We start from the raw sequence: 23,744 nt of genomic DNA on the forward strand, positions 1-23,744 counted from the left end.
TTATTTCTTTTTTGGGCTACGAGTTTTTGCACCTGGTGCACCTTGTTTGCCATTTGATGGGCGAGTTGGTCGTTTACTTGGTCCAGATTTAAACCAATCAGAACTAGGCGAACTTCCACCTCTTGATGAAGAACTTGAAGCTTTAGAATCATCTTTTGGTTTTGAACCACGAGTTTTATCTTTGGCAAAGCGTTGTGCAGGCCTTTCTTCTTTTTCTTGTGCTGATTTTTTAGTAACGCGTTTAGGTACAACTGGTTTTTCTGAACTAGACTTAGCAACCAATTTGAATATTTCAGTTTGTTCTTCTTCTGTTAATTCTCTCCAATCGCCTACGGCTAAACCTTTAAGCGTAATATTCATAATACGTGTTCTTTCTAACTTCGTTACTTCAAAGCCAAAATGCTCGCACATTCTACGTATTTGACGATTTAAACCCTGTATTAATGTAATTTTAAAAATAAAAGGACTTTCTTTAGTCACTTTACATTTTTTAGTCATTACGCCCAAAACAGGCACACCTTTACTCATCCCTTCAATAAATTGATCGGTTAAAGGTTTATTTACAGTTACAATATATTCTTTTTCGTGATTATTGCCAGCTCGCAAAATCTTATTCACTAAATCACCATTGTTGGTTAAGAAAATTAGCCCCTGTGAATCTTTATCTAATCTCCCAATGGGGAAAACACGTTCGCTATGATTTACATGATCTACAATATTTCCTTTTACATTAGCTTCCGTTGTGCTTGTAATACCAACAGGTTTATTATATGCTAAAAGAATAGAGTTTTCAGCCTGTTTGGGTTCAATGTTATTGCCATTTACACTTACTAAATCGCCAAAAAATACTTTATCGCCCACTTTAGCTTTACGGCCATTAATAAAAACCTGACCTTGCTCAATATATCTATCAGCAGCTCTTCTTGAGCATAAACCGCTTTCGCTAATGTATTTATTTAATCGTGTTGTAGAATCAGACATTGAGTAGAATTAGTAATTTAGCTACAAAGTTAACATTTTAACACATCTATAGAGTACAACTACGTAGAAACATAGGCCCATCGTTATAAATCTGATGTGCCTATGTGAAAAAGGTTTAAAAACTCTGATCGTCGGCGGTTGGCCCATAACTTGAAGGAACTGGAATATTTAATAAACGAAAGTAAACACCCAATTGAGCTCTGTGGTGAGTTGTTTGACTAAATGCAATGCGAATAATTCCATATTTATCCATGTCACTCAAAATTTGTTCACCATTACGTAAAACCCATCTTTTAGTTAATTCTTCTTCTTTTGCTTTCGCCAATTCTTCTTTTGCGCCTTCATAACTTTTTTCAAATAGTGCTAGTAATTCTTCATTATTATTTACTACAATAGGTTCATAAGGGGCAGTGGCAAAATCTAACTCATCAGTTGTTAAACCTAAGCTTATCCAGCTGGGTAACTCTGCAATATGAGTTGACAATGGCATCATTTTCATGCTTTTTTCATGTGGAGCCCATTCTGGTTTATCAAATGGAACCAATGCTAAAAATTTACGAGTAGTTTGCGCTTCGCTTTCTAATTCTTTTAATAATAATTCAATAATGTTCATAATTTCTCTGTTTTATAACACAAAGAAAAGTGAGCCGACTGACAACCCTATGGCAGCGTAAAAAAAGAAATAAAAAAGTTGAAATCATTTTTAAGGGCTATCATTTCCACCCAAATGGAGATGACATAAACCCTATAATATCATATAAGTAGTTCTATTTATGTCTTGACCTATACAACTACACTTACAATCCACCTCGAGTTCCGCTATTTCTCAATAATACGCGGACTAGATGCGGACTAGATGCGGACTTACTATAACGAAAGCCAAGCTTAAACTACTCAATAACCTTAGTGTTCAATTAATCAAACTACCTGCATTTCTATAAAATCGGACTTTAAGTTAATAGTTAACAGGAAGTAGTTTCATGTAGTCATTTAATGACATATGAGTTGTTTTTTTGAAAGGAATTTCAGAACATTTTATAGTGATGATGTTAGTTAACTTAAAGTCGCGGTACTCATTTCTTAAATGACACCATGCAATTAAATGCCAGCTAAATGCATAAAAAATCAGTCCGATTGGCTCTACCTCTCGCTTGCTAACTTCATCTTTATTATTTTTATACTCGATTTCGATGATGCATTTGACAGAAATGGCATTTTGTAGAACTGATAGATATTCGAAATCATTGATTAATCGTTCGGGCAATTGTAGTTTAATGTTATCATTTAAGAGCTCTAATTTTTCTTTTTGCGCAGTACGAAGTACAGTTTTAACTTTATTTAGTGCAGATGTGTAATGTTGAGCGATAGATTTATCTGCAAAACCACCTAAAAAACGTTCCATTAATAACAATGCATTTGCTTCATCAGAATTAAAAGAAATAGGTGGTAAAAAATAACCTTGTACAATAAAGTAACCTTTATGTTGCTCAAAACTCAGCGGAATGCCTTGTTCGCCAAGCGCTTTCATATCTCGGTAAACCGTACGCACACTAATGTCGAATTGATTAGCAATTTTTTCGGCAGTCACGTATTTTCTTGACTGCAAGAGTATTAAAATTCCAAAAAGTCTATCAATGCGGTTCATCAAATATTGGGTAATTTACTAATTGCCAAATTAGCTAATTATAGCGTAATTTGCTGCATGTATATCTCGGCAAATGTAGTTTATCCTGTCAGTAATGCGCCACTTAAAAATGGAGTACTTGAAATTAATGAAGATGGAAGTATCAATGCTGTTTTAACGCAAGATGAAGCACAGGGAATTGGAACTATTCAGTATTACGATGGCATCATAGTGCCAGGATTTGTCAATACACATTGCCATTTAGAGTTATCACATTTGCAGGGAAAGATTCCAGAAAAGACTGGACTAACAGGTTTTATTAAACAGATATTAGGTTTGCGGCAACAGCCGGAAGAGGAAATGATATTGGCTATGCAAAATGCTGATCAAGAAATGTACGAAAATGGAATTGCAGCTGTAGGCGATATTTCAAACCTATTAATTTCTAAATCAGTTAAATTAAATAGTAAACTCTATTATCACACTTTTGTGGAAGTCTTTGGATTTAACCATCCTTCTGAACCCATTCTTGAACAAGGGTTACAATTAAAAAAAGATTTTGCACCACTAAAAGCATCTGTTGTCCCACATGCTCCATATTCTGTTTCTAGCTCACTTTTTAATGAGATAAAAAAAGTAACAAATGACGATGATATTTTAACTATTCACAATCAAGAAACGATAGGAGAAAACGAACTTTTTGAAACTGGAACAGGAAAATTTGCAGAATTTTTTGCTGAGCTTGGAATAGCACAAAGTGATGCACATAATTCGAACAAAAATTCTTTAAACTATCACCTGCCACAACTTTCAAAAAAGGTAAATACCTTATTGGTTCATAATACATTTAGTAGTAAAGCTGATATAGATTTCACCAAAAAAGAACATCAAAAACTGTATTGGTGTTTATGTCCAAATGCTAATTTATATATTGAAAACTCATTGCCTGATGTAGATGTATTAAAGGCCGAACACTTAAAAATTACTTTAGGGACCGATAGTTTGGCAAGCAATCATCAATTAAATATTTTAAAAGAAATGCAAACTTTGCAAGAACATAAAAGTATTTCTTTTGAAGAATTGTTGAGATGGGCAACATTAAACGGAGCAGAATTTTTGGGAATTGAATCGCAATATGGAAGTTTAGAAACAGGTAAAAAGCCTGGTATAGTTTTAATCAGCAATGCTGAAAACGGAATTATTACTAAAGAAACCACTATAAAACGTTTATTTTAGCAAAATGGCTAATCGCATTACTACACTTTTCACTATTAAATATCCTATTATTCAAGCAGGAATGGTTTGGTGCAGCGGTTGGAAATTGGCGTCGGCAGTTTCTAATGCTGGTGGTTTGGGAATAATTGGTGCAGGTTCTATGTATCCAGAAGTGTTGCGAACGCACATTCGTAAATGCAAACTTGCAACATCAAATCCTTTCGCTGTAAATGTGCCATTGCTCTATCCAAATGTTCAGGAGATTATGAATATTTTGGTCGAGGAAAACGTGAAAATTGTATTTACATCTGCTGGTAATCCAGCAACTTGGACTCCCTTGCTAAAAGAAAAAAACATGACTGTAGTTCATGTAATTGCCAATACTAAATTCGCGTTAAAAGCTCAGGAATGTGGAGTAGATGCTGTCGTAGCTGAAGGTTTTGAAGCTGGTGGACATAATGGAAGAGAGGAAACGACAACGTTGTGTTTAATTCCGATGATTAAAGCTGCGGTTAAAATTCCTGTAATTGCGGCTGGTGGAATTGGTAGTGGTAAAGCAATGCTAGCTGCATTCGCATTAGGCGCAGATGCCGTTCAAATAGGCTCGGCTTTTGCCGTTGCTGAAGAATCGTCAGCACATCCAAATTTTAAAGAGAAAATTATTTCTTCTGCTGAAGGCGATACTAAATTGCGAATGAAAAAATTAGTGCCAGTACGCTTACTTAAAAATGAATTTGCAGATGCTGTTGCACAAGCCGAAGCGCAAGGTGCAACTACTGAAAAACTTATGGAACTTTTAGGTAGGGCAAGAGCAAAATTGGGTATGTTTGAAGGTGACATGGAACAAGGGGAATTGGAAATTGGACAGGTATCGGCTATGCTGGATAAAATTAAACCTGCCACTGATATTTTACACGAAATTTGGGATGAGTTTTTGAAGGAACAACAAATGTTGTCTAACCTTAAATTTGAAAATTAATATAATGAACACAAAAATATTAATGACTTTTAGTGCCCTTACCATGTTGGCTGTTGGTGTATTATGCTCATTTCTTCCCAATGAGATTTTGCAATTTATGGGAGTTAGTGAAACAAGTGTTCTTCCTCTAATCATTCAAATTCTTGGTGCGATTTATTTTGGATTTGGTTTTCTTAATTGGACAGCAAAAGCTAATTTAATTGGAGGAATTTATAGCCGACCAGTCGCTATAGGCAACTTAATTCATTATGTGGTTAGTAGTTTAGCGTTGATTAAATTTTTTACGGCACACACAGATATTAAAATACTATTGGTACCAGTAATTATCTACAGCATTCTTGCCATTTTATTCGGGAAAGTTGTTTTTGGAAGTCCAGTTTAACCTAAACATTTTAATATTTACAAATGATTTTAAAAAGAATATTAGCGCTAATAACAGTCATTTTACTTGTGGTAGCCATCATTTTGGTAAAGAAGAAAGCTAAAAATATGCAGCAAGAAAAATTGAAAACAGAGATAAAAAGCACTAAATAATTATAATGAAGCACATCAACATAAAAGTAATAGGGAAAGTTCAAGGTGTTTTTTTTAGGGCAAGCACTAAGGCTGTGGCAGATCAAATGGGAGTAAAGGGTTTGGTGAAAAATGAAAAAGATGGATCAGTTTACATTGAAGCAGAGGCGGACAAAACTACATTAGAAATGTTTTTGGATTGGTGTAAAGAAGGGCCAGATAAGGCTAAAGTAGAAAATGTAGAAGTTGTAGATGGAGAACTTAAAAATTATCGCAACTTTGAAGTTGTAAAAAAGAACTTGCTTTGGTAAATCTGATATACAATTATATCTAACCTCTAAAATGTAAAATAAAATTGTCTGTATATAAAAAATTTGCTGGTCAAACAATGATTTATGGTATAAGTACCATATTTTCAAGGCTATTCAACTTTATTTTAACCCCCATTTATACCAGAGTTTATGCAGAAGGTGTATATGGTATTTTCACTAAAATGTTTAGTTATGCTTCCATTATCAACGCAGTTTTGGCTTTTGGCATGGAGACTACCTTTTTTCGTTACCTAAATAAACATGAAGAAAAAAAGCAAGAGGTTTACAACAATAGCTTTTTAGTTATTGCCTTTATTTCTATTCTATTTCTAATTACTGGGTTAGTTTTTACAGACTATTTTACAAGATTTACTTCTAGCAGTGATGGTCTTGCAAATTATGACGAACAACGGAAATATGTTCAATATCTAATTTGGATATTATTTACAGATGCAATTTGTGTAATCCCATTTGCAAAATTACGAGCAGATGGAAAACCACTTAAATATAGCATTGTTAAATTTTTAAACATTGGTGTTTTTGTAGGATTAAACTTGATATTTATTTATGTTATTCCTGCAATTATTAAACAAAATTTAGTGGGCGCAACATGGTTGGCTACTTGGTTTAAACCTAGTTGGATTGGCTATGTTTTTGTTGCTAATTTGGTTGCAAGTATATCCACCTTCATTTTATTAATTCCAGAATTTAAACAAATCCAATTTAAGTTTGATAAAGAACTTTTCTATAAAATGCTCGCTTACAGCTGGCCAATTTTAGTAGCTAATTTGTCGTTTATTATTAATGAAAACCTTGATAAAATATTGTTAAGTAAATACCTTCCAGCTACTATTGCAGATCATGAAACAGGTATTTATGGCGCAGTTTGTAAGCTAGCAATTTTCATCAGCATATTTAATACAGCGTTCAGACTTGGAGCAGAACCTTTCTTTTTCAGCCATTCCAAAAATGAGAATGCAAAGACTACGTACGCCAATATTCTCAATTATTTTGTGTTGGCTTTGGCGATTTTATTTGTGGGTTTAATTGCAAATATTGACTTGTTAAAACATTTCATTGCCGCAAAATATTGGGTTGGTTTACCAGCAGTTCCTTTCTTGCTTTTTGGCTATGTTTGTTTGGGTATTTATATGAATTTGGCAGTTTGGTATCGTTTATCAGATCAAACGCGATATGGTTTATATATCTCTTTAGTTGGCGCAATTTTTACTATTGTGATGAATATTATACTTATTCCAAAATACAGCTATATGGCATCGGCTTGGGTAAGTATGATGGCTTATTTCATCATCATGATTATCTCTTACATTTTAGGACAGAAATTTTATCCAATACCATATAATTTAAAAAGAATGATAGCTTATTTAAGCGCTTCTTTGGGTTTGGTATATTTATCATTTTATGTGTTTAAACAAAATATTTATATTGGAAATGGTCTTTTAGCGCTGTTTTTGGTAGGGATATATTTTATGGAAAAAGATAACATTAAAAGAATACTGACGACAAAATAATGAAGATAAAAATCATCAATAACTCTACACACCCTTTACCTGCTTACGAAACTGCTCATGCTGCGGGTATGGATTTAAGAGCATTTACACCAGAGCAAATTACAATTAAACCTTTGCAACGTCTTTTAATTCCAACAGGTTTGCATATAGAATTACCGATTGGTTACGAAGCACAAATTAGACCACGTAGTGGATTAGCATTTAAGCATGGGATTGGAATTGTAAATTCTCCAGGAACTATAGATGCAGATTATCGTGGTGAAATTAAGGTGTTATTGGTAAATTTATCAGATACAGATTTTGTGATAAATGATGGCGATAGAATTGCGCAAATGGTAATTGCAAAACACGAAACCATTAGTTGGGAAAGTGTCGAAGAATTAAATGATACTGCTCGTGGCGCAGGAGGGTATGGGCACACAGGTAAATAGAGTTTTATAGAAAATGAGGTTTAAGTTGCTGTTTCTTTTCTTGCTTTTTGTAAATGGTGTACTATTTGCACAAGAAACTTCAGTTCAAGAAGGTAGAGAGGGAAATGCAATAAAAGAACTTTTTTTTGCGGGTTTGAAAGAAAAAATGGCAGAGAATTATGCGAATGCAAGCTTAAATTTCTCTAAAATTTTAACAATTGATCCAAAAAATGATGCAGTATATTTCGAACTAGCTTCACTTAATTATCGACAAAATAAATTATTAGACGCTGAAACTGCAATTAAACAAGCAATTAGCTTGAACCCTAAAAATAGTTGGTATTTAAAACTCCAGGCAGAAATATATAAGCGCAATGGCAATATGGAATCATTGGTTAGTGTATTTAATCAGCTTATTCAATTATCGCCAGAAACTGATACTTATTATTTTGATAGAGCAAATGCACTTTTTATTGCAGGAAAAACAGAAGATTCGAAAAAAGCTTACGATGAAATTGAGCAAAAATTTGGAAGTTCTAAAGAATTAACATTTGCCAAACAGCGTTTTGTCATTCAAGGCAATGAAACACCAAATGATGATGCAATAAGCAAGTTACTAGCTGAAAATCCTACTGATGTAAAAAGCTATCTCTATTTGAGCGGAGTTTTATTAGATAAAGATAAAAAAGAAGAAGCGTTAGCACTTTTACAAAAAGCCAAGGTTTTAGAACCTGATAATTATGAGGTTGATTTGGCAATGGCTGATATCTATAATTCGCAGAAAAAGAATGAATTAGCAATTGTTCCATTAAAATCTGCTTTTGCCCATCAGGCGATGCCAGTTGCGAATAAGCTTAAAATTGTAAGCTTAATGCTACCGAGATTTAACAATCAAACAGTTGTTAAAGATGCTACGGATTTAATACAAATTGCGGTAAAGACACATCCTAACGATCAGAAGCTGTTGGTTTTATATGGTGATGTGCTCTATCAACAAAATAATTTAAGTGGGGCAAAAGAACAATATTCAGCAGCACTAAAAATTTCTGATCAAATTTATGGAGCTTGGGAAAAATTATTAGGCATACAAACTTTATTAGGTCAATACACTGAGGCGATTAAAACAGGAGAAGAGGCAATCTCAATTTATCCTAATCAGGCGATATTGTATTATTATAGGGCGTTTGCTTTGCATAGAAATGGACAAAATGCAGAAGCTGGCCTAGAAATCAAATCTGCTTTGCAACTTGATCCTGATGATACGAATTTAAAAGCGATGATTTTTGCCTTGCAAGCAGAAGTATTAATTGATCAAGAAAAACTGAAAGAAGCAGATGTAGCATTTGATAAAGCCATCGCGTTAGCTCCCGATAATTATTTAACATTGAGCAATTATGCTTATTATTTGGCGTTAAGAAATCAGAATTTAAGTAAAGCCGAAATGTTAGCTGAGAAATCAGCTAAGGCGTTATCTAAAAATGCATCAATACTAGACACCTATGCATTAGTTCTTTTTAAATTAGGCAAATATGATTTAGCCTTAAGTTGGATAGAAAAGGCTTTGCAAAACAATGAGGCTTCAAATCCTGTTTATTTAGAGCATTATGGTGATATTCTTTTCCTAAAAGGAGAAAAAGATAAAGCGATAATGCAATGGCAAAAAGCCAAACAAGCAGGAAATGTATCCGAAAAATTAAACAAAAAAATCAATGAAAAGAAATATATTAAATAGCCTTTTATTAGCTGTATTAGTAGTAGTGGGTGTTGGTTGTAGACCAAAAAAGCTAATCGTTACTACTCCGCCAGTTGGACAAACTGAAGAGCTTAAAGTTGACAAGAAATCAGAAAACTTAGCCTTATTAAAAAGTAAAGATATTTCTTTTACTACCTTGGCTTTAAGAGGAAAAGCGGAATTAGATATTAATGGCGATGAGAATAATGTAACCATGATTATCAGAATAGAAAAGGATAAAAAGATTTGGGTAAGCGTTACTGCAATTGCAGGAATAGAAGTTGCTAGAGCTGTAATTACACCAGATAGTTTATTGATATTGGATCGTTTACATAAGAAATTTACCAAAAAGCCATTCAGCTATATTTATAACTATACCAATAAACAAATCAATTTTGGCTTGTTACAAGCGGTATTTTCTGGTAATACAATTAAAGATTTTATGGTAGAAAAATCAGCATTGGTACAAGATAATGGAGTTTGGGTTTTAAGTGGTACAACAGGTGATTTAGCTTATCGTAGTTTGTTTAATACGTTGCTAAAAACGGAAGAAACAACCTTAAATGATGCAAAAACTGCTCAAGCTTTTAAAGTGACTTACGGAAATTATACTCCAGTTAATAATGCATTATTTCCTTCTAGCCTGAAAATCAATTCGATGGCTGGTGATAAAAAAATAAATGTAAACATCGATTTTATTAAAATAGAAAGCAATACTCCAGTCGATTTTCCTTTTACCGTTCCTAAAAGTTTTGAGGTAATCAACTAATTTTTTATATTTTTGGTCTAATGAAGTTAAAAAAACTACTCCTTTCCTTATTGTTTTTAGTGCTTTGCTCAAGCAGTTTTGCACAATCTAGTAAAGAACTTACGCGTAAAAAGGAAGCGCTACAAAGAGAAATCGAATTAGCGCAGAAAAACCTGAATCGGACCACAAATGGTAAAAAATTAACGTTAACCCAAATTAATGCGATAAAAGCGCAGGTTAGATTGATGCAAGAGAAAATCTCGACCATTAACTCTGAAATGAAAAATCTGGATAATCAGATTACAGAAAATACAGGCAAAGTACATAACCTACAAACTCGTTTATCAGATTTAAAAAAGGAATATGCAGCGATGATTAGATTTGCTCAACGCAATAAAAATTCCTATGATAAAATGATGTTTATTTTTGCGGCAAAAGATTTTAATCAGGCCTATAAACGGATTAAATACCTACAACAATTTGGACAATATCGTAAAAAACAAGCTTCTTATATTCAAGGAACCGAGAAAGATTTGAGCAATAAAATTGTTGTATTAGATAAAGATTTAAAGAATAAAAATAACTTGCTAAAAGAACAAGTAAATGAAAAAGGTAAGTTAGATAAAAAGAAAAACGAGCAGGCAGTTGTACTAAATCAGTTAAGTAAACAAGAAAAGCAGTACAAACAAGATATTTCTAAAAAGAAACAACAGCAAGCAACAATAGATAGAGAAATTAGAGCCGCTATTCAACGAGAAATTGCGTTAGCTAAAAAGAAAGCAGAAGACGAGCAAAGAGAGAGAGATCGTATTGCAGCTGCAAAGGCGAAATCAGAGAATAAGCCAGCACCTGCCGCTTCCTCACCAAAAGCTCAAACAAATAGTGAAGCTTTAAGAGCTACACCAGAGGCCGCCAAACTTTCGGCTGCTTTTGAGAACAATAGAGGTAGTTTACCTTCTCCCGTTGCAAATGGATATATCACCTCTCACTTTGGAACGTACATGGTAGATCAGGCTTCTGGCCGCAACGAAGGTGTGAAATATCAAACTAGCGAAGGCGCTGCGGTTAGAGCAGTATTTAATGGTAAGGTTTCTACCGTTTTTGATAAGTTTGGTAAGTATTATGTGATTATAAAACACGGTGAATATTTCACGGTTTACGAGAATTTAAAGAGTGTTAGTGTAAGTAGAGGCGATGATGTAAGTACTAAACAAACCATTGGTGTTGCTGGTACAACAGACGGAGTTCCAGAGGTTGGATTCCAAATTCATAGAGGTAGTGCTCCACAAAATCCTGAAAGTTGGATTGCCCGATAAACTTTTAGGAAATTTATTTGTCTATATTTGTATAAAAATCAATTAGAGATGTATTCAGGCGTATTATTGGAGTTCTTAAACATGGGTGGCGGAGAGGTTGCACTCATTATGGTGGCTATACTTTTGTTATTTGGAGGTAAAAAATTGCCAGAATTAGCAAGAGGTTTAGGAAAAGGAATTAGAGAGTTTAAAGATGCTTCAGAAGGTGTTAAGCGTGAAATCCATCGCAACATTAATTCCGTAGATATAGACAACGAATTAAAAGCTGAAGAAGAAAATCATGCACAACGCCATCATCCAACAGAAGAAGATACGTTAATGCATGCAACTTCAACAGATGAAAGTAAAGTGGTTTCGGAAGAGGATGCTGCTGATCAAAAAAATAAAGAAACTTATTCTTAAAAAAGTTTCAATTAACCAGATTAAAAAAAAATAAAATAAATCCAATGGCACAACCTACAATTTTAGTAGCCGGTTTAGGTACAGGTGAGATCGTATTAATAGTTTTAGCACTTTTGTTATTATTTGGTGGTAAAAAAATCCCTGAATTAATGCGTGGTTTAGGTAAAGGCGTAAAAGAATTTAAAGACGGTAAAGACGGCGTTGACGGAACTAACGAAAACAAGCCGCTTTAGTTTCAGTAATTTTTTGTCTTTTAAATTTAAGTTTTGAAGAAATATACCTCTTTAACAGAGATACAGGGAAAATTTACGCAAAAGGAACTCACTTTACCAGATCTTTTATCGTACTACTTTAAACAAATAGAAAAAAATAAACACCTCAATGCGTTTAATGAGGTGTTTTTTGATTCTGCAATAAAGCAGGCAAATCTGGTACAAGAAAAAATTGAAAAAGGCACTGCTGGTAAATTGGCCGGCATGGTAATAGGTATTAAGGATAATATCTGTTATTTAGACCATAAAGTTTCTGCATCTTCAAAAATGTTGGATGGTTTTGTATCTCCTTATTCATCAACCGTTGTAAATCGTTTAGTACAAGAAGATGCCATTATTATTGGCAGACTTAACTGTGATGAATTTGCGATGGGTGGTTCTAACGAAACCTCCTATTTCGGACCAGTAAAAAATGCTGTTGATGAAGAAAGAGTTGCAGGAGGTTCATCTGGAGGTTCGGCTGTGGCAGTACAAGCAGATATGTGTTTAGCCGCTTTAGGTACAGATACAGGCGGATCCGTTCGTCAACCTGCAGCATTTTGTGGTTGTATTGGCTTTAAGCCTACTTATGGTCGTATTTCTAGATATGGAGTTATCGCTTACGCCTCTTCTTTTGACCAAGTAGGTACACTTACTTCCTCTGTTAGTGATGCAGCTTTATTGCTAGAAGTGCTAGCTGGAGTAGATGATTTAGATAGCACAGTGTCTTCATTACCAGTTCCTAATTATTCACAACATCTTTCACAAAGTGGAAAAAAGAAAATAGCAGTTTTAAAAGAAACAATTGAGAACGATGCGCTGGATTCAGAAATAAAATATGCCATTTTAAACGCTATTGAAACATTGAAATCTCAAGGCCATAGCGTTGAATATGTTTCTTTTGATTTATTAGATTACTTAGTGCCTGCATATTATGTATTAACTACCGCCGAAGCTTCATCGAATCTTTCGCGTTACGATGGTGTACATTATGGCTATAGAAATACACAAGCCGAAAGTCTTAATCAGCTCTATAAAACATCAAGAGCCGAAGGTTTTGGGGAAGAAGTAAAAAGAAGAATTTTGCTCGGCACTTTTGTGTTAAGTGCAGGATATTATGATGCTTACTATCAAAAAGCACAACAAGTACGTAGACTGATTAGAGAAAAAGTAGAAGGTTTACTAAACGATTTCGATTTTCTAATAAGCCCAGTAACACCAACACCAGCTTTTAAAATGGGCGAAAATATGCAGGATCCATTGGTGATGTACATGGCAGATATCTATACTGTTTTAGCTTCTTTAGCTGGTATTCCGGCAGTTGCGTTACCTTTGGGCAATAATAAAAGAGGTTTACCGTTAAGTGTTCAATTAATGACCAAACACTTTAATGAGCAAGAATTGCTCTCTTTATCACATCGTTTTTTAAACGAAGTTTAGCTTAAAAATCTTAGATTAGATTTTGCAACTGATAGCCTATGAGAAAAATAGTACTAATTCTGTTGAGTTTTTTGGCTTTTTTAAATGCCACGGCACAAACTCCTAAAAGAACAATACAAGGTGATTCGCTTTTAAAAGAGATTGTTGCTGCATTGCCTTCAGATACAATTGCAGTTCCGGTTATCGACAAACCTTTATTTTTCAATCAGAATTTAGTTTTTAAGCTACGTTTAGATTCTATTCAAAAGATTGTACCGCTTAGCTACAATGAGTACGTTCAGAATTTCATAGATATTTATAGTAGACGTAAAGATATGATGGGCAAAATGTTAGGCCTATCAAATTACTATTTTCCAATATTCGAAAGAGCACTCAAAGCGTATAATATTCCTGCTGAAATTAAATATTTGCCGATAATAGAATCGTCAATGAATCCACATGCAATATCAAGAGTTGGCGCAACAGGAGTGTGGCAGTTTATGTTCAGCACTGCAAAAGCATATGGTTTAACTATGGATAATTTTGTTGATGAACGCAAAGATCCTATTCAAGCAAGCTATGCAGCAGCAGCATATTTTAGAGATGCATACGAAGAACTTGGTGATTGGCTTTTAGCAATTGCGGCTTATAATTGTGGCAAAGGGAATGTTACTCGTGCCATTGATAAAGCAGGCTCAAGAGATTTTTGGGTGATAAGACCCTATTTGCCAAAGGAAACACGAGATTATGTGCCAGCCTTTATTGCTGCTGTTTACGTGATGAATTACGCAAGTACTCACAATATTGCGAAACAAATGCCTGCCATTAATTTTAAAACAGATACTATTCAAGTTAGCCACTTTGTAGCTTTAGGAGATGTTGCAAAGGCGATAAATTACGAAGAAACAACGTTGTTTGGCTTAAATCCTTCTTATAAAAAGAAAATTGTAAATGGTACTGCAGCTTTGCCAAAACGTATAATTTTGCCTAGAGTTGAACAAGCTGATTATGCAAAAGTTTACGATGTTTTAAACGCTGATATTGAAACAGAAAGAGATATTATTTTAGCTTCGACAGATGATGTAAGAGAGCTAAGGAAAAATAAACAAATTGTAATCAATAATAAACCTATAAATTCAGTAATCTTTTATAAAGTCGTTCCAGGTCAAAATTTAAAAAATATTGCTGATAAATATCATATTGAAGTTCAGGATTTGAAAGTTTGGAATGATTTAAAAAGTAGTACTATTATTCCTGGACAAAAATTAAAGATTTATAATAAAGAAGCTGCTCCAAAATTATCAAAACCTGCTGTTAATTTTCTGACATATAAGGTAAAACAGGGAGATACCCTTTCTGCTATAGCGGAAAAATTTGTTGGTGCAACAGTGGCCAATATCAAAAAAATCAATGGCCTGAGAAGGGCAACCCTGCAACCAGGGATGGTGTTGAAAATAGAGAAAGGCTAAATGAATTAATAGATATAAAAAGGGCATAATTCATGCCCTTTTTATTTATTAAGTATTAAAAACTTACAGTTGCCATAACTGGAAAATGATCTGACGGGAATTTACCAAAGTAAGTGTCCGTTAAAATTCCCCACCTGCTTACTGTAAATTGTTTGGAAATAAAAATATGGTCAATTACACCCATTCCTCGCGGAACTCGAAAACCATTGCTTGATGAATTGTTTTCATATGGGAATTTCACTTCTACATAAGCATCTCTTACAATATTAGAGTTTGCAAGTGTTAAGTACCACTCACTTTTTCTATCACCATTTAAATCTCCTGTTAATATAGCAGGCTCATTTCCTGTAATTTCTTTGATTTTATTTGCCATTAACTTTCCGCTTTCTTTGCGAGCAATGATGCCTTGATGATCAAAGTGAACATTAAATAAATAGAACTTTTTCTTGCTTTTTATATCCTCTAAATATACCCAAGAACAAATACGGTTACAGCAAGTCGCATCCCAACCCTTACTAGGTACATCTGGTGTTTCTGACAACCAAAAATCGCCACTTTTAACCAATTTGTATTTATCTTTTTTATAGTAGACTGCAGAATGTTCTCCACCATCTTTTCCATCATCTCTACCACGACCATATCTGGCATAGCCAGGCAAAGCTGCACTAATATCGTCCAACTGGTTTTTTAAACCTTCTTGAATTCCGAATACATCGAAATCATGAAAACGAATAAGGTTTGATACTACTGGTGAACGGTTGATCCATAGGTTTCCAGAATCTTTAGGGTTATCAAATCTAATATTAAAAGTACCTACATTAAAAGATTGCGCATTTAAGCGAATTGTTGATGTAGTCAATAAAACAATCAGTATTAAAAATTTTATTTTCATTTTATAAATTAATTTAAAGCAATAGCTTTTCTTTCATCGAAAGGCTATTGCTACTATACAATTACTGCCAACCAGGGTTTTGACCAAGTGCAGGGTTTTTTAAAAAATCGGCTTGTGGAATTGGATAATAATATTGTTTATCATTCCACTTTCTAGATATTTCATTCATCCAAATTAATTGCCCAAACGTGCCATTTTTTAATTGCATAGAATTTATTTTTCCACTAACTAAAGGAGAAACATCTACATAAGTAACGCCAGCAACTGCAGGTGAAGGCCTTGTGCCTTGATAAAATGCAACATCTAATATGCCATCTTCATTTAAATCCATAGGCGTATTAAGTGCAGGAACATAGAAACCATTCCATTCTTTTTCCATTAATTCACCTCGTTTCCATCTTAAAATATCACTAAAACGAAGACCCTCTAAACTCAATTCAATTCCTCTTTCTCTTCTAACTTCTAATATTGTAGGATCTGAAATGCCTGGGAAATAATTCGCAATTAGGTATGGATCAGCAACTGTTGGTTTTGTAGTTAATCCACCAGTGATACCAGCTCTAGCACGTAATTTTCCAATTGTAGCTGCCCAATCTGCATCAGATAAAGTTCCTAATTCAGCTTTTGCTTCAGCATAGTTTAAAAGTACTTCGGCATATCTAAATAAGGAGATAGAATTGATATTTAATGCCCCAGCATCATAATACATGTCATCTAAAGTCCACTTAATAGGTTGATAACCTGTAAAAGTATAAGAGAATACAGGTGGTGCAGGTATTTGAGTTCCACCACTTATTCTTTTGTAATCTCCAGAACGAATAGTTTGCTTTAATCTTAAATCTCTATTTTTTACTTCATCCTTAAATAACATGGTTGGGTATTCAGGATTATTGGTATAAGGAGTACCATCAATATTTAAATAGGTATTGATAAAGGTTCTAGTAAAACTGGCTTTTGCACCATAAGTTCCACTTGTCCACCACCAATTGGCCTCGTTTAATACATTTAATGTTAAATCGCAGATAGAAGAAAGCATGACCTCTGTAGCTACTGGAGCTGCATTGGTAAATACTTGGCGATAAGAATTGCTAGTACCACCTGCAGTATTAATGCTATAGGTGTTTTTATCCATAATTTGCTTTGCTGCTGTTGCTGCTTGATTTAACCAATCTGCTGCAGTGCTTTGCAAGTTTAATTCTGTGTGATATTTTCTAAAAGTTCCTTCGAATAGACAAATTCTAGATTTCAAACCTAGGGCTACATCTTTAGTAATTGTACTTCTAGTTGGATCATTGGTGGCTTTGATGTTTTCTGCAGCATAGTTAATATCGGCCAATACAGAATCCATCACTAATGTTCTTTTATCACGACCATTGTATAAACTTGGATCAGAAACTTCTAATGGTTTGTTAATCCAAGGTACATCACCAAATCTTTTTACTTTTTCAAAATAGAAATAAGCTCTAAAATATCTTGCAAGTCCTAAATAATTTTTTCTTGCTTCTAAAGGAACTTTAGTATCATTATTATTTACGATGAAGTAATTGATATTTCTTAGGTCTCCCCAGCTCCAACCCGAACTTAAATTAGGTGAAAGAACTCCGGCCTGTATAAAGCTTGGTACCTCTTTTACTGCTAAGTAATCAGACATGGCGTCTAAGCTGGTTGAGTTTCCTGGTAAAATGCTATAAAATGAGTTGGCATACAATTGCAAGCCATTTTCGCTACCAAATATTGCTGCTTTAGATGCTGTAGACTCAGGTTCTTGATCTAATTGTTTTTTACAAGCTGCCGATGCAAGTACGATAACTAACAACAGCCATAATTTATTTATTTTCATATGTGTATAATTATGTTTTTAATTGTCATATGGAATACTCATGTGTGTTTGTGTTTCGGGAAACATGAGCATTTCATGATCATTATATTTAAAACTTGTGATTAAAAGGTTATGCTTAAACCAAGAGAATAGCTTTTAAGCAATGGATAATTATAACCATCACCATTTGTAGATCCAGCATTAAATCCTTGATCTGCAGGGACAGTATTCTCAACATCAAGTGTTTTGGTAATTTTGTAAAGTGGAGAATATGTAAATAAATTCTCTCCAGAGAAGTAAATTCTTGCTGTTGTTGCTTTAATTTTTGAAATCCACTTTGCGGGTAAATTATAACCAACCTGAATATTTTTCATTCTGAGGTAAGCCACATTTTGTAAGTATCTCGTTTGTGCAACCCCTAATGTTCTGTTGGTGTTAGAGGAAGCTGCACGAGACATTGTCCTAGGGAAATATGCATTGGTGTTTTCTGGTGTCCACATGTTACCCAAGTGGAAGGTAGGAATATTGTTGTAGGGACGATTGTATTGACCCCAGAAAAATTCAGTTTCTGTACTTGGATACCAATCTTGTTTAGCTACACCTTGAAAAAATGTAGAGAAGAAGAAGTTGTTCCATTCCGCTCCAATATTAACACCATAAGTATATCTAGGAGCAGCATTGCCAATAATTTTTCTGTCTCCAGGATCGCCAACAGTATTTTTGCCAACATTAATGAAACCATCATTATTTATATCCTTTAGTTTAATGTCTCCGGGATACCATATGTTGGTAGGAGAAGCTCTCATTTGCGGACTTTGTTTAGCATGAGAATCAATATCAGCTTGGTCTATAAAGAAACCTTCAGTAGTATATCCCCAAATTTCGCCAATAGTTTGTCCAACATAATAATCAGAAAGTGACTTATCAGGATTATTATATTTTGTTATTTTAGATGTATTGTCTGCAATAGTTAATCTTACATTATAGCTAATTGGCTTTCGAGTATTGATTTTATCTCTCCAAGTTACACTCGCTTCCCAACCTTTGGTTTGTAAATCTGCATAGTTTCCTTTTGGTACTGTAGCGCCAAATACTGCAGGGGCAGTTAAACCAACTGTAAACATATCAGTTGTATTGCGAATATAAGCATCACCTGTAAAGGTTAATCTGTTGGATAACATGGCAATATCTAAACCTAAATTGCTTGTGGTCGACGTTTCCCAAGTTAAGCCATCGGGTAATACGCCAGGTTGGTTAGTACGTTGTGGTTTAACACCGCCCAAAATAACTCCTGATTGTGAAATAGAGAAGTTCTCTTGAAATAAATAGGAACCGATATTTCCATTTCCAAGTGAGCCGTATGAACCTCTTATTTTTAAGTCTGAAATGAATTTAGGAGACACTTTCCAAAATGGTTCTCCAGCAATTCTCCAACCTGCAGAAAAAGATGGGAAGAAACCAAATCTTTGATCGGAAGGGAATTTTGATGAGCCATCATATCTTGCATTTACTTCGAATAAGTATCTATCCTTAAAAGCATAATTTAATCTAGAAAATCCACCAAAAACATTCCATTTTTCATATCCGCCACCAGTAGTAATTGCTTGACCTAAGGCTAAGTTTAAGTCTGTAGCATCTTCGAAAATGATGCCATTGCGTTGTGCGGCTAAACGTTTGTAAGTAGATTCTTCATAGTTATAACCAGCCATTAATTTAAAATAATGAGCTTTAGCAAAGGTATCTTCGTAGGCAGCATAAACGTTGTTAGCAATGTATTGTGTTTCTCTTCTGTCGAATGATAAATCGTTGGTGGTAGTTCCTAAATATGAAATAACCCCAGGCTTATTGCTATAGGGTAACTGTACTCTTTTTTGCTCGCTGTTGTTATTGGTAATTCTAAACGTGAAATCGCCATTAACCGTAAGTTTATTATTTAAGAAGTGAGAGGATAGAGACGTTGTATTTCTAAAAACCTGTCTTTTAGTGTCAGTGCCACTTTTACCATAATTATAATCACCAGGTCCGTAAGCTGCAGACATAGATAAAGTGCCATCTGGATTAAACATTACTGATGTTGGGTGTCCTTCATCTGCAATATTTCTCCAAACACCACCGCCTTCACCAACGCTTAATGGATTGTGGTAATTCATTAACGAGAAATCAGCATTGTTGTCTAATGTTAACCAGGAGAATAACTGTATAGATCCTCTAGCTCTAAAGTTTTTCATACTGTAATCATCAGAGTTGTGTCTAAATAATCCAGCCTGTTTTTGATATCTTCCAGAAACTAAATAAGAAATTTTGTCTGAACTACCTGTTAATGATAAATTATGCTCATTTGCACTTGTATTATCTTTATATAATTCTTTATAAAAATCGGTGCTGCCGTAATAAACATATTCTCCAGTAACAGGGTCAATTTCTATTTGATTGTAAGGCTGACCAGATTCAGCTCTTCTCTTAAATTCTGTTAAATAAGCCTGAGAGAATTTTTGAGATTTGTTTACATTTTGAGGAAAGGCACCATCTCCATTTACAAATGCTTCTGCAAACATTTTTGCCCAAGTATAACCATCTGTAACAAAATCAGGTACCTGTAATGGACTTTTGGTTGAGTAATTTGTTGAATAATTTATTGTGGTTTTACCACCCTCTGCTTTTTTTGTAGTAATTAAAATTACACCAAAAACTGCCCTTGCGCCATAAATGGATGATGAAGCAGCGTCTTTTAGCATGGTTACTGTTTCTACGTCATTTGGATTTATTAAACTTGGGTCACCTTCAACTCCATCAATTAATACCAATGCATTACCTCCTTGCCCAATTGAAGTAGTACCTCTAATGTTATAGCTAGGAGATTGAGTAGGTCTACCATCCATCATTTTTAAATTAAGGTTAGGTAAAGCACCCTGTAAACCTTGAGTTAAATTAGTAAGCGGCCTATTTGCTAGTGCTTTAGAAGTAACCTGGTCTACTGCCCCGGTAAGATTTTCTTTCTTTTGTTTTCCATAGCCAACGACAATAATCTCATTAAGTTGCTTTTGGTCTGAAACCATTTTGAAATTTTGAACAATACTTTCTCCAGATTTAACAGTAATACTTAGCTGCTGAGTTTGATAAGAAATAAATGAAACTATTAAGATATAACTTCCCGGCTGAACGTTAATAGTGAAGATTCCATTCTCTCCACTTTGTACAGTTTGTTTAGTCTCTTCAATTTTAACAGTTACCCCAGGAAATGGCTGTCCATTTTCATCAGTAATTTTTCCAGTAATTTTTCCAGTTTCAGCTATATTAAAATTTATGTGGTTTATCGCTTTTACGGGTTTCGCAATGAATAAGATTTGAGCACAAATCACCATTGGAATAAAAATGGCTTTGTACAGTACTAGTAAATTTATTTTCATATTTTTGAATACTTAGTGATTAATAATTTGCTTGCTGAGTTCAACAGTATGGAGCCTCAATCCATTGTACTGTCGAGGGGGAAACAGGTTCTGCTTCAGAATCGCGTTTCCTCTTTAGTTTATCAACTCATGTTATAATATTTAAGAATAGATTTCGTGCCCATCTTCATTGAACGCTGCAAAAATATTTGGATAATGTAAAGTCAATATTAATTGGGTAAGAAGTCTAACTACAATTGAAGTGGTTACTAAATTGATTTTCCTCGAAAAGTCAATTTGAAATTTCTTCTAATGAAATTTTTTAGTGTTTTACTTTGAGAGAAGTTTAAGAATTAACAATTTCAAAACCTCCTGTGCATCGTAGAAAATAATTGTAACTTTGCCTGTTACCAAAAAGTATTTTATGAGTAAAACAAATAGAAAACAAGACGCTTTAGATTACCACTCGCAAGGGCGACCAGGCAAAATTCAGGTTGTACCTACAAAACCATATTCTTCACAAAGGGATTTAACCTTGGCATATTCGCCAGGTGTGGCCGAGCCTTGTTTAAAAATTGCTGAAAATAAAGATGATGTATATAAATACACAGCTAAAGGCAATTTGGTTGCTGTAATTAGTAATGGTACAGCAGTTTTAGGGTTAGGAGATATCGGTCCAGAAGCAGGTAAGCCAGTAATGGAAGGTAAAGGCTTGTTGTTTAAAATATTTGCTGATATTGATGTTTTTGACTTAGAACTTGACACTAAAAATGTAGATGATTTTGTAAAAATAGTAAAGTCATTAGAGCCAACTTTTGGTGGAGTAAATTTAGAAGATATCAAAGCACCAGAGTGTTTTGAAATCGAGCGCCGCTTAAAAGAAGAAATGAATATTCCTGTAATGCATGATGACCAACACGGTACTGCAATTATTTCTGCAGCGGCCTTGTTAAACGCATGCGATTTACAAAAGAAAAAAATGGATAAGATTAAAATTGTAGTTAATGGTGCTGGCGCCGCTGCAATTTCTTGTTCTCGTTTATATGTTTCGCTAGGAGCGAAAAAAGAAAATATCGTCATGTGTGATAGAAGTGGCGTTATTCGTCACGATCGTGAGAATTTAGATGCGATAAAGAGAGAGTTTGCAACAACTCGTAAAATAGATACACTGGAAGAAGCTTTAAAAGATTCGGATGTATTTATCGGACTTTCATCTGCAGATTGTGTAACTGCTGAAATGTTGAAATCGATGGCTAAAAACCCTATCGTTTTTGCAATGGCGAACCCAAACCCAGAAATCGCATACGATTTAGCAATTAGCTCTCGTAAGGATTTGATTATGGCAACTGGTCGTTCAGATTATCCAAATCAAGTTAATAACGTTTTAGGATTCCCTTATATTTTTAGAGGTGCTTTAGACGTTAGAGCAACCAGCATTAACGAAGAGATGAAAATTGCAGCGGTTCGTGCTATTGCTGAATTAGCTAGAAAAACCGTACCAGAGGCGGTAAATATGGCATATAATGCTCGTAATATCAAATTTGGAAAAGAATACATTATTCCAAAGCCAATGGATTTTCGTTTAATGACGAATGTTTCTATGGCAGTTGCAAAAGCAGCAATCGAATCTGGTGTTGCACGTAAAACGATTACAGATTGGGATGCATATGCAGAAGAATTGAAACGCCGTTTAGGAATGGATGATTCAATTATGCGTGCTATCACTAATAAGGCGAAATCTGCTCCTAAACGTGTGGTATTTGCGGAAGCGGATAACTATAAAATTTTAAAAGCTGCTCAAATTGTTAAAGATGATAACATTGCAATTCCTATTTTATTAGGGAATAAAGAAGCTATACAGCAAATTATAGAAGAAAATGCTTTAGACCTTGAAGGTGTTCAAATTATAGAGCCAGCTTTAGAGCCACAGAGAATGAAGAAATACGCTGAATCTCTTTATAATAAAAGACAGCGTAAAGGAGTTACATTGTTTGAAGCTAACAAATTATTAAGAGATCGAAATTATTTTGGTGCTTCTATGGTTGAGTTTGGCGAGGCTGATGCAATGATTTCTGGCTTAACAAAGAATTATGTATCTACAATTAAACCAGCATTACAAGTTATAGGTACTGAAGAAGGTGTAAATCGTGTAGCAGGTATGTACATGATGATGACTGAAAAAGGACCTGTATTTTTCGGTGATACCACAGTAAATGTAGATCCGACTGCTCAAGAATTGGTAGATTTAACACTATTATTGGAAAAATCGGTGAGGAAGTTTAATATTCAACCGAGAATTGCATTATTGTCGTATTCTAATTTTGGTTCTAATGAAGGAACAGTTCCTGAAAAAGTTAGAGAAGCAGTTAAAACATTACACCAACAGTATCCAAACATTGTTGTGGATGGTGATATGCAAGGTAACTTTGCTATTAATAATGCCATGTTAAGAGAGAATTTCCCTTTCAGCCGTTTGGCAGATGCACCAGCAAATACATTAGTTTTCCCAAACCTAGAATCTGGAAATATTGCGTATAAACTTTTGCAAGAATTAGGTGGTGCAGAAGCTGTGGGCCCAATTTTATTAGGGTTAAAAAAGCCTGTTCATATTGTACAATTAGGTAGTTCGGTAAGAGAAATTGTAAATATGATTACAATTGCGGTATTAGATGTACAAGGAAAAGAAGAAACATCAAACTCAAAAAAAAGAAGTATTTTAAATAGAATAGCTAAAAAATAAGCGCT

The 23,744-nt window shown here is 34.3% G+C and carries 21 protein-coding genes; 15 read left to right on the forward strand and 6 right to left on the reverse strand.

All coding sequences use genetic code 11. The annotated features are described in order from the left end of the window. From rluF to ACHMWN_RS06915, 3 genes are all read right to left on the reverse strand, one after another. A complete protein-coding gene (gene rluF / locus ACHMWN_RS06905) occupies nt 1–981 on the reverse strand; it encodes a 23S rRNA pseudouridine(2604) synthase RluF (protein WP_397298921.1) in 981 nt (326 codons plus the stop codon). A 115-nt stretch (nt 982–1,096) separates the two neighbouring features. Continuing rightward, nucleotides 1,097–1,594, reverse strand: coding sequence for a DinB family protein (locus ACHMWN_RS06910; protein WP_397298923.1), 498 nt, complete (start codon nt 1,592–1,594; stop codon nt 1,097–1,099). A gap of 342 nt (nt 1,595–1,936) precedes the next feature. Beyond that, complete coding sequence (locus tag ACHMWN_RS06915; protein ID WP_397298925.1) at nt 1,937–2,626, reverse strand: helix-turn-helix transcriptional regulator; 690 nt, start codon at nt 2,624–2,626, stop codon at nt 1,937–1,939. A 6-nt stretch (nt 2,627–2,632) separates the two neighbouring features. Here ACHMWN_RS06915 and ACHMWN_RS06920 point away from each other — a divergent pair, with 6 nt between their 5' ends. The 14 genes from ACHMWN_RS06920 to ACHMWN_RS06985 are packed head-to-tail and all read left to right on the forward strand — an operon-like array spanning nt 2,633 to nt 14,902. Continuing rightward, nucleotides 2,633–3,841 (forward strand): amidohydrolase family protein, encoded by a 1,209-nt coding sequence (locus tag ACHMWN_RS06920; RefSeq protein WP_397298928.1) that lies wholly within the window; start codon nt 2,633–2,635, stop codon nt 3,839–3,841. A gap of 4 nt (nt 3,842–3,845) precedes the next feature. After that, a complete protein-coding gene (locus ACHMWN_RS06925; RefSeq protein ID WP_397298931.1) occupies nt 3,846–4,799 on the forward strand; it encodes an NAD(P)H-dependent flavin oxidoreductase in 954 nt (317 codons plus the stop codon). Between the two features lie 4 nt (nt 4,800–4,803). Beyond that, nucleotides 4,804–5,181, forward strand: a complete 378-nt coding sequence (locus ACHMWN_RS06930; protein ID WP_397298934.1) for a hypothetical protein — start codon at nt 4,804–4,806, stop codon at nt 5,179–5,181. 23 nt (nt 5,182–5,204) lie between these two features. Then, complete coding sequence (locus tag ACHMWN_RS06935; protein WP_397298936.1) at nt 5,205–5,333, forward strand: hypothetical protein; 129 nt, start codon at nt 5,205–5,207, stop codon at nt 5,331–5,333. Between the two features lie 5 nt (nt 5,334–5,338). Continuing rightward, nucleotides 5,339–5,623, forward strand: a complete 285-nt coding sequence (locus ACHMWN_RS06940; RefSeq protein WP_397298939.1) for an acylphosphatase — start codon at nt 5,339–5,341, stop codon at nt 5,621–5,623. Nucleotides 5,624–5,667: 44 nt separating this feature from the next. Further along, nucleotides 5,668–7,155, forward strand: coding sequence for a lipopolysaccharide biosynthesis protein (locus ACHMWN_RS06945; RefSeq protein WP_397298942.1), 1,488 nt, complete (start codon nt 5,668–5,670; stop codon nt 7,153–7,155). Next, nucleotides 7,155–7,586: a dUTP diphosphatase gene (dut, locus tag ACHMWN_RS06950; RefSeq protein WP_397298944.1), complete on the forward strand. Its 432-nt coding sequence runs from the start codon at nt 7,155–7,157 to the stop codon at nt 7,584–7,586. The genes ACHMWN_RS06945 and dut overlap by 1 nt, the downstream gene beginning before the upstream one ends. Before the next feature lie 13 nt (nt 7,587–7,599). Further along, nucleotides 7,600–9,297, forward strand: coding sequence for a tetratricopeptide repeat protein (locus ACHMWN_RS06955; RefSeq protein ID WP_397298946.1), 1,698 nt, complete (start codon nt 7,600–7,602; stop codon nt 9,295–9,297). Beyond that, complete coding sequence (locus tag ACHMWN_RS06960) at nt 9,275–10,066, forward strand: DUF4292 domain-containing protein (protein ID WP_397298949.1); 792 nt, start codon at nt 9,275–9,277, stop codon at nt 10,064–10,066. The genes ACHMWN_RS06955 and ACHMWN_RS06960 overlap by 23 nt, the downstream gene beginning before the upstream one ends. A gap of 20 nt (nt 10,067–10,086) precedes the next feature. After that, a complete protein-coding gene (locus ACHMWN_RS06965; protein ID WP_397298951.1) occupies nt 10,087–11,361 on the forward strand; it encodes a murein hydrolase activator EnvC family protein in 1,275 nt (424 codons plus the stop codon). 48 nt (nt 11,362–11,409) lie between these two features. Continuing rightward, the gene (locus tag ACHMWN_RS06970; protein ID WP_397298954.1) at nt 11,410–11,763 is read left to right on the forward strand and encodes a twin-arginine translocase TatA/TatE family subunit; all 354 of its coding nucleotides are present in this window, start codon (nt 11,410–11,412) and stop codon (nt 11,761–11,763) included. Nucleotides 11,764–11,807: 44 nt separating this feature from the next. Continuing rightward, on the forward strand, nt 11,808–11,996 hold the full coding sequence (locus ACHMWN_RS06975) for a twin-arginine translocase TatA/TatE family subunit (protein ID WP_397298956.1): 189 nt from the start codon (nt 11,808–11,810) through the stop codon (nt 11,994–11,996). Nucleotides 11,997–12,029: 33 nt separating this feature from the next. Beyond that, nucleotides 12,030–13,454, forward strand: a complete 1,425-nt coding sequence (gatA, locus tag ACHMWN_RS06980) for an Asp-tRNA(Asn)/Glu-tRNA(Gln) amidotransferase subunit GatA (RefSeq protein ID WP_397298958.1) — start codon at nt 12,030–12,032, stop codon at nt 13,452–13,454. A 38-nt stretch (nt 13,455–13,492) separates the two neighbouring features. Next, nucleotides 13,493–14,902, forward strand: coding sequence for a transglycosylase SLT domain-containing protein (locus ACHMWN_RS06985; RefSeq protein ID WP_397298960.1), 1,410 nt, complete (start codon nt 13,493–13,495; stop codon nt 14,900–14,902). A 55-nt stretch (nt 14,903–14,957) separates the two neighbouring features. On the opposite strand, the gene ACHMWN_RS06990 is transcribed toward ACHMWN_RS06985, so the two are convergent. From ACHMWN_RS06990 to ACHMWN_RS07000, 3 genes are all read right to left on the reverse strand, one after another. Continuing rightward, nucleotides 14,958–15,794 (reverse strand): endonuclease/exonuclease/phosphatase family protein, encoded by an 837-nt coding sequence (locus ACHMWN_RS06990; RefSeq protein WP_397298962.1) that lies wholly within the window; start codon nt 15,792–15,794, stop codon nt 14,958–14,960. A gap of 61 nt (nt 15,795–15,855) precedes the next feature. Beyond that, the gene (locus ACHMWN_RS06995; RefSeq protein ID WP_397298965.1) at nt 15,856–17,634 is read right to left on the reverse strand and encodes a RagB/SusD family nutrient uptake outer membrane protein; all 1,779 of its coding nucleotides are present in this window, start codon (nt 17,632–17,634) and stop codon (nt 15,856–15,858) included. Nucleotides 17,635–17,735: 101 nt separating this feature from the next. Further along, on the reverse strand, nt 17,736–21,020 hold the full coding sequence (locus ACHMWN_RS07000; RefSeq protein ID WP_397298968.1) for a SusC/RagA family TonB-linked outer membrane protein: 3,285 nt from the start codon (nt 21,018–21,020) through the stop codon (nt 17,736–17,738). Between the two features lie 403 nt (nt 21,021–21,423). Between ACHMWN_RS07000 and ACHMWN_RS07005 the strand changes: the two genes are divergently transcribed. After that, nucleotides 21,424–23,739 (forward strand): NADP-dependent malic enzyme, encoded by a 2,316-nt coding sequence (locus ACHMWN_RS07005; protein ID WP_397298970.1) that lies wholly within the window; start codon nt 21,424–21,426, stop codon nt 23,737–23,739. Nucleotides 23,740–23,744: the final 5 nt, after the last annotated feature.

Source organism: Pedobacter sp. UC225_61, from assembly GCF_044452285.1.
Taxonomy (GTDB): domain Bacteria; phylum Bacteroidota; class Bacteroidia; order Sphingobacteriales; family Sphingobacteriaceae; genus Pedobacter.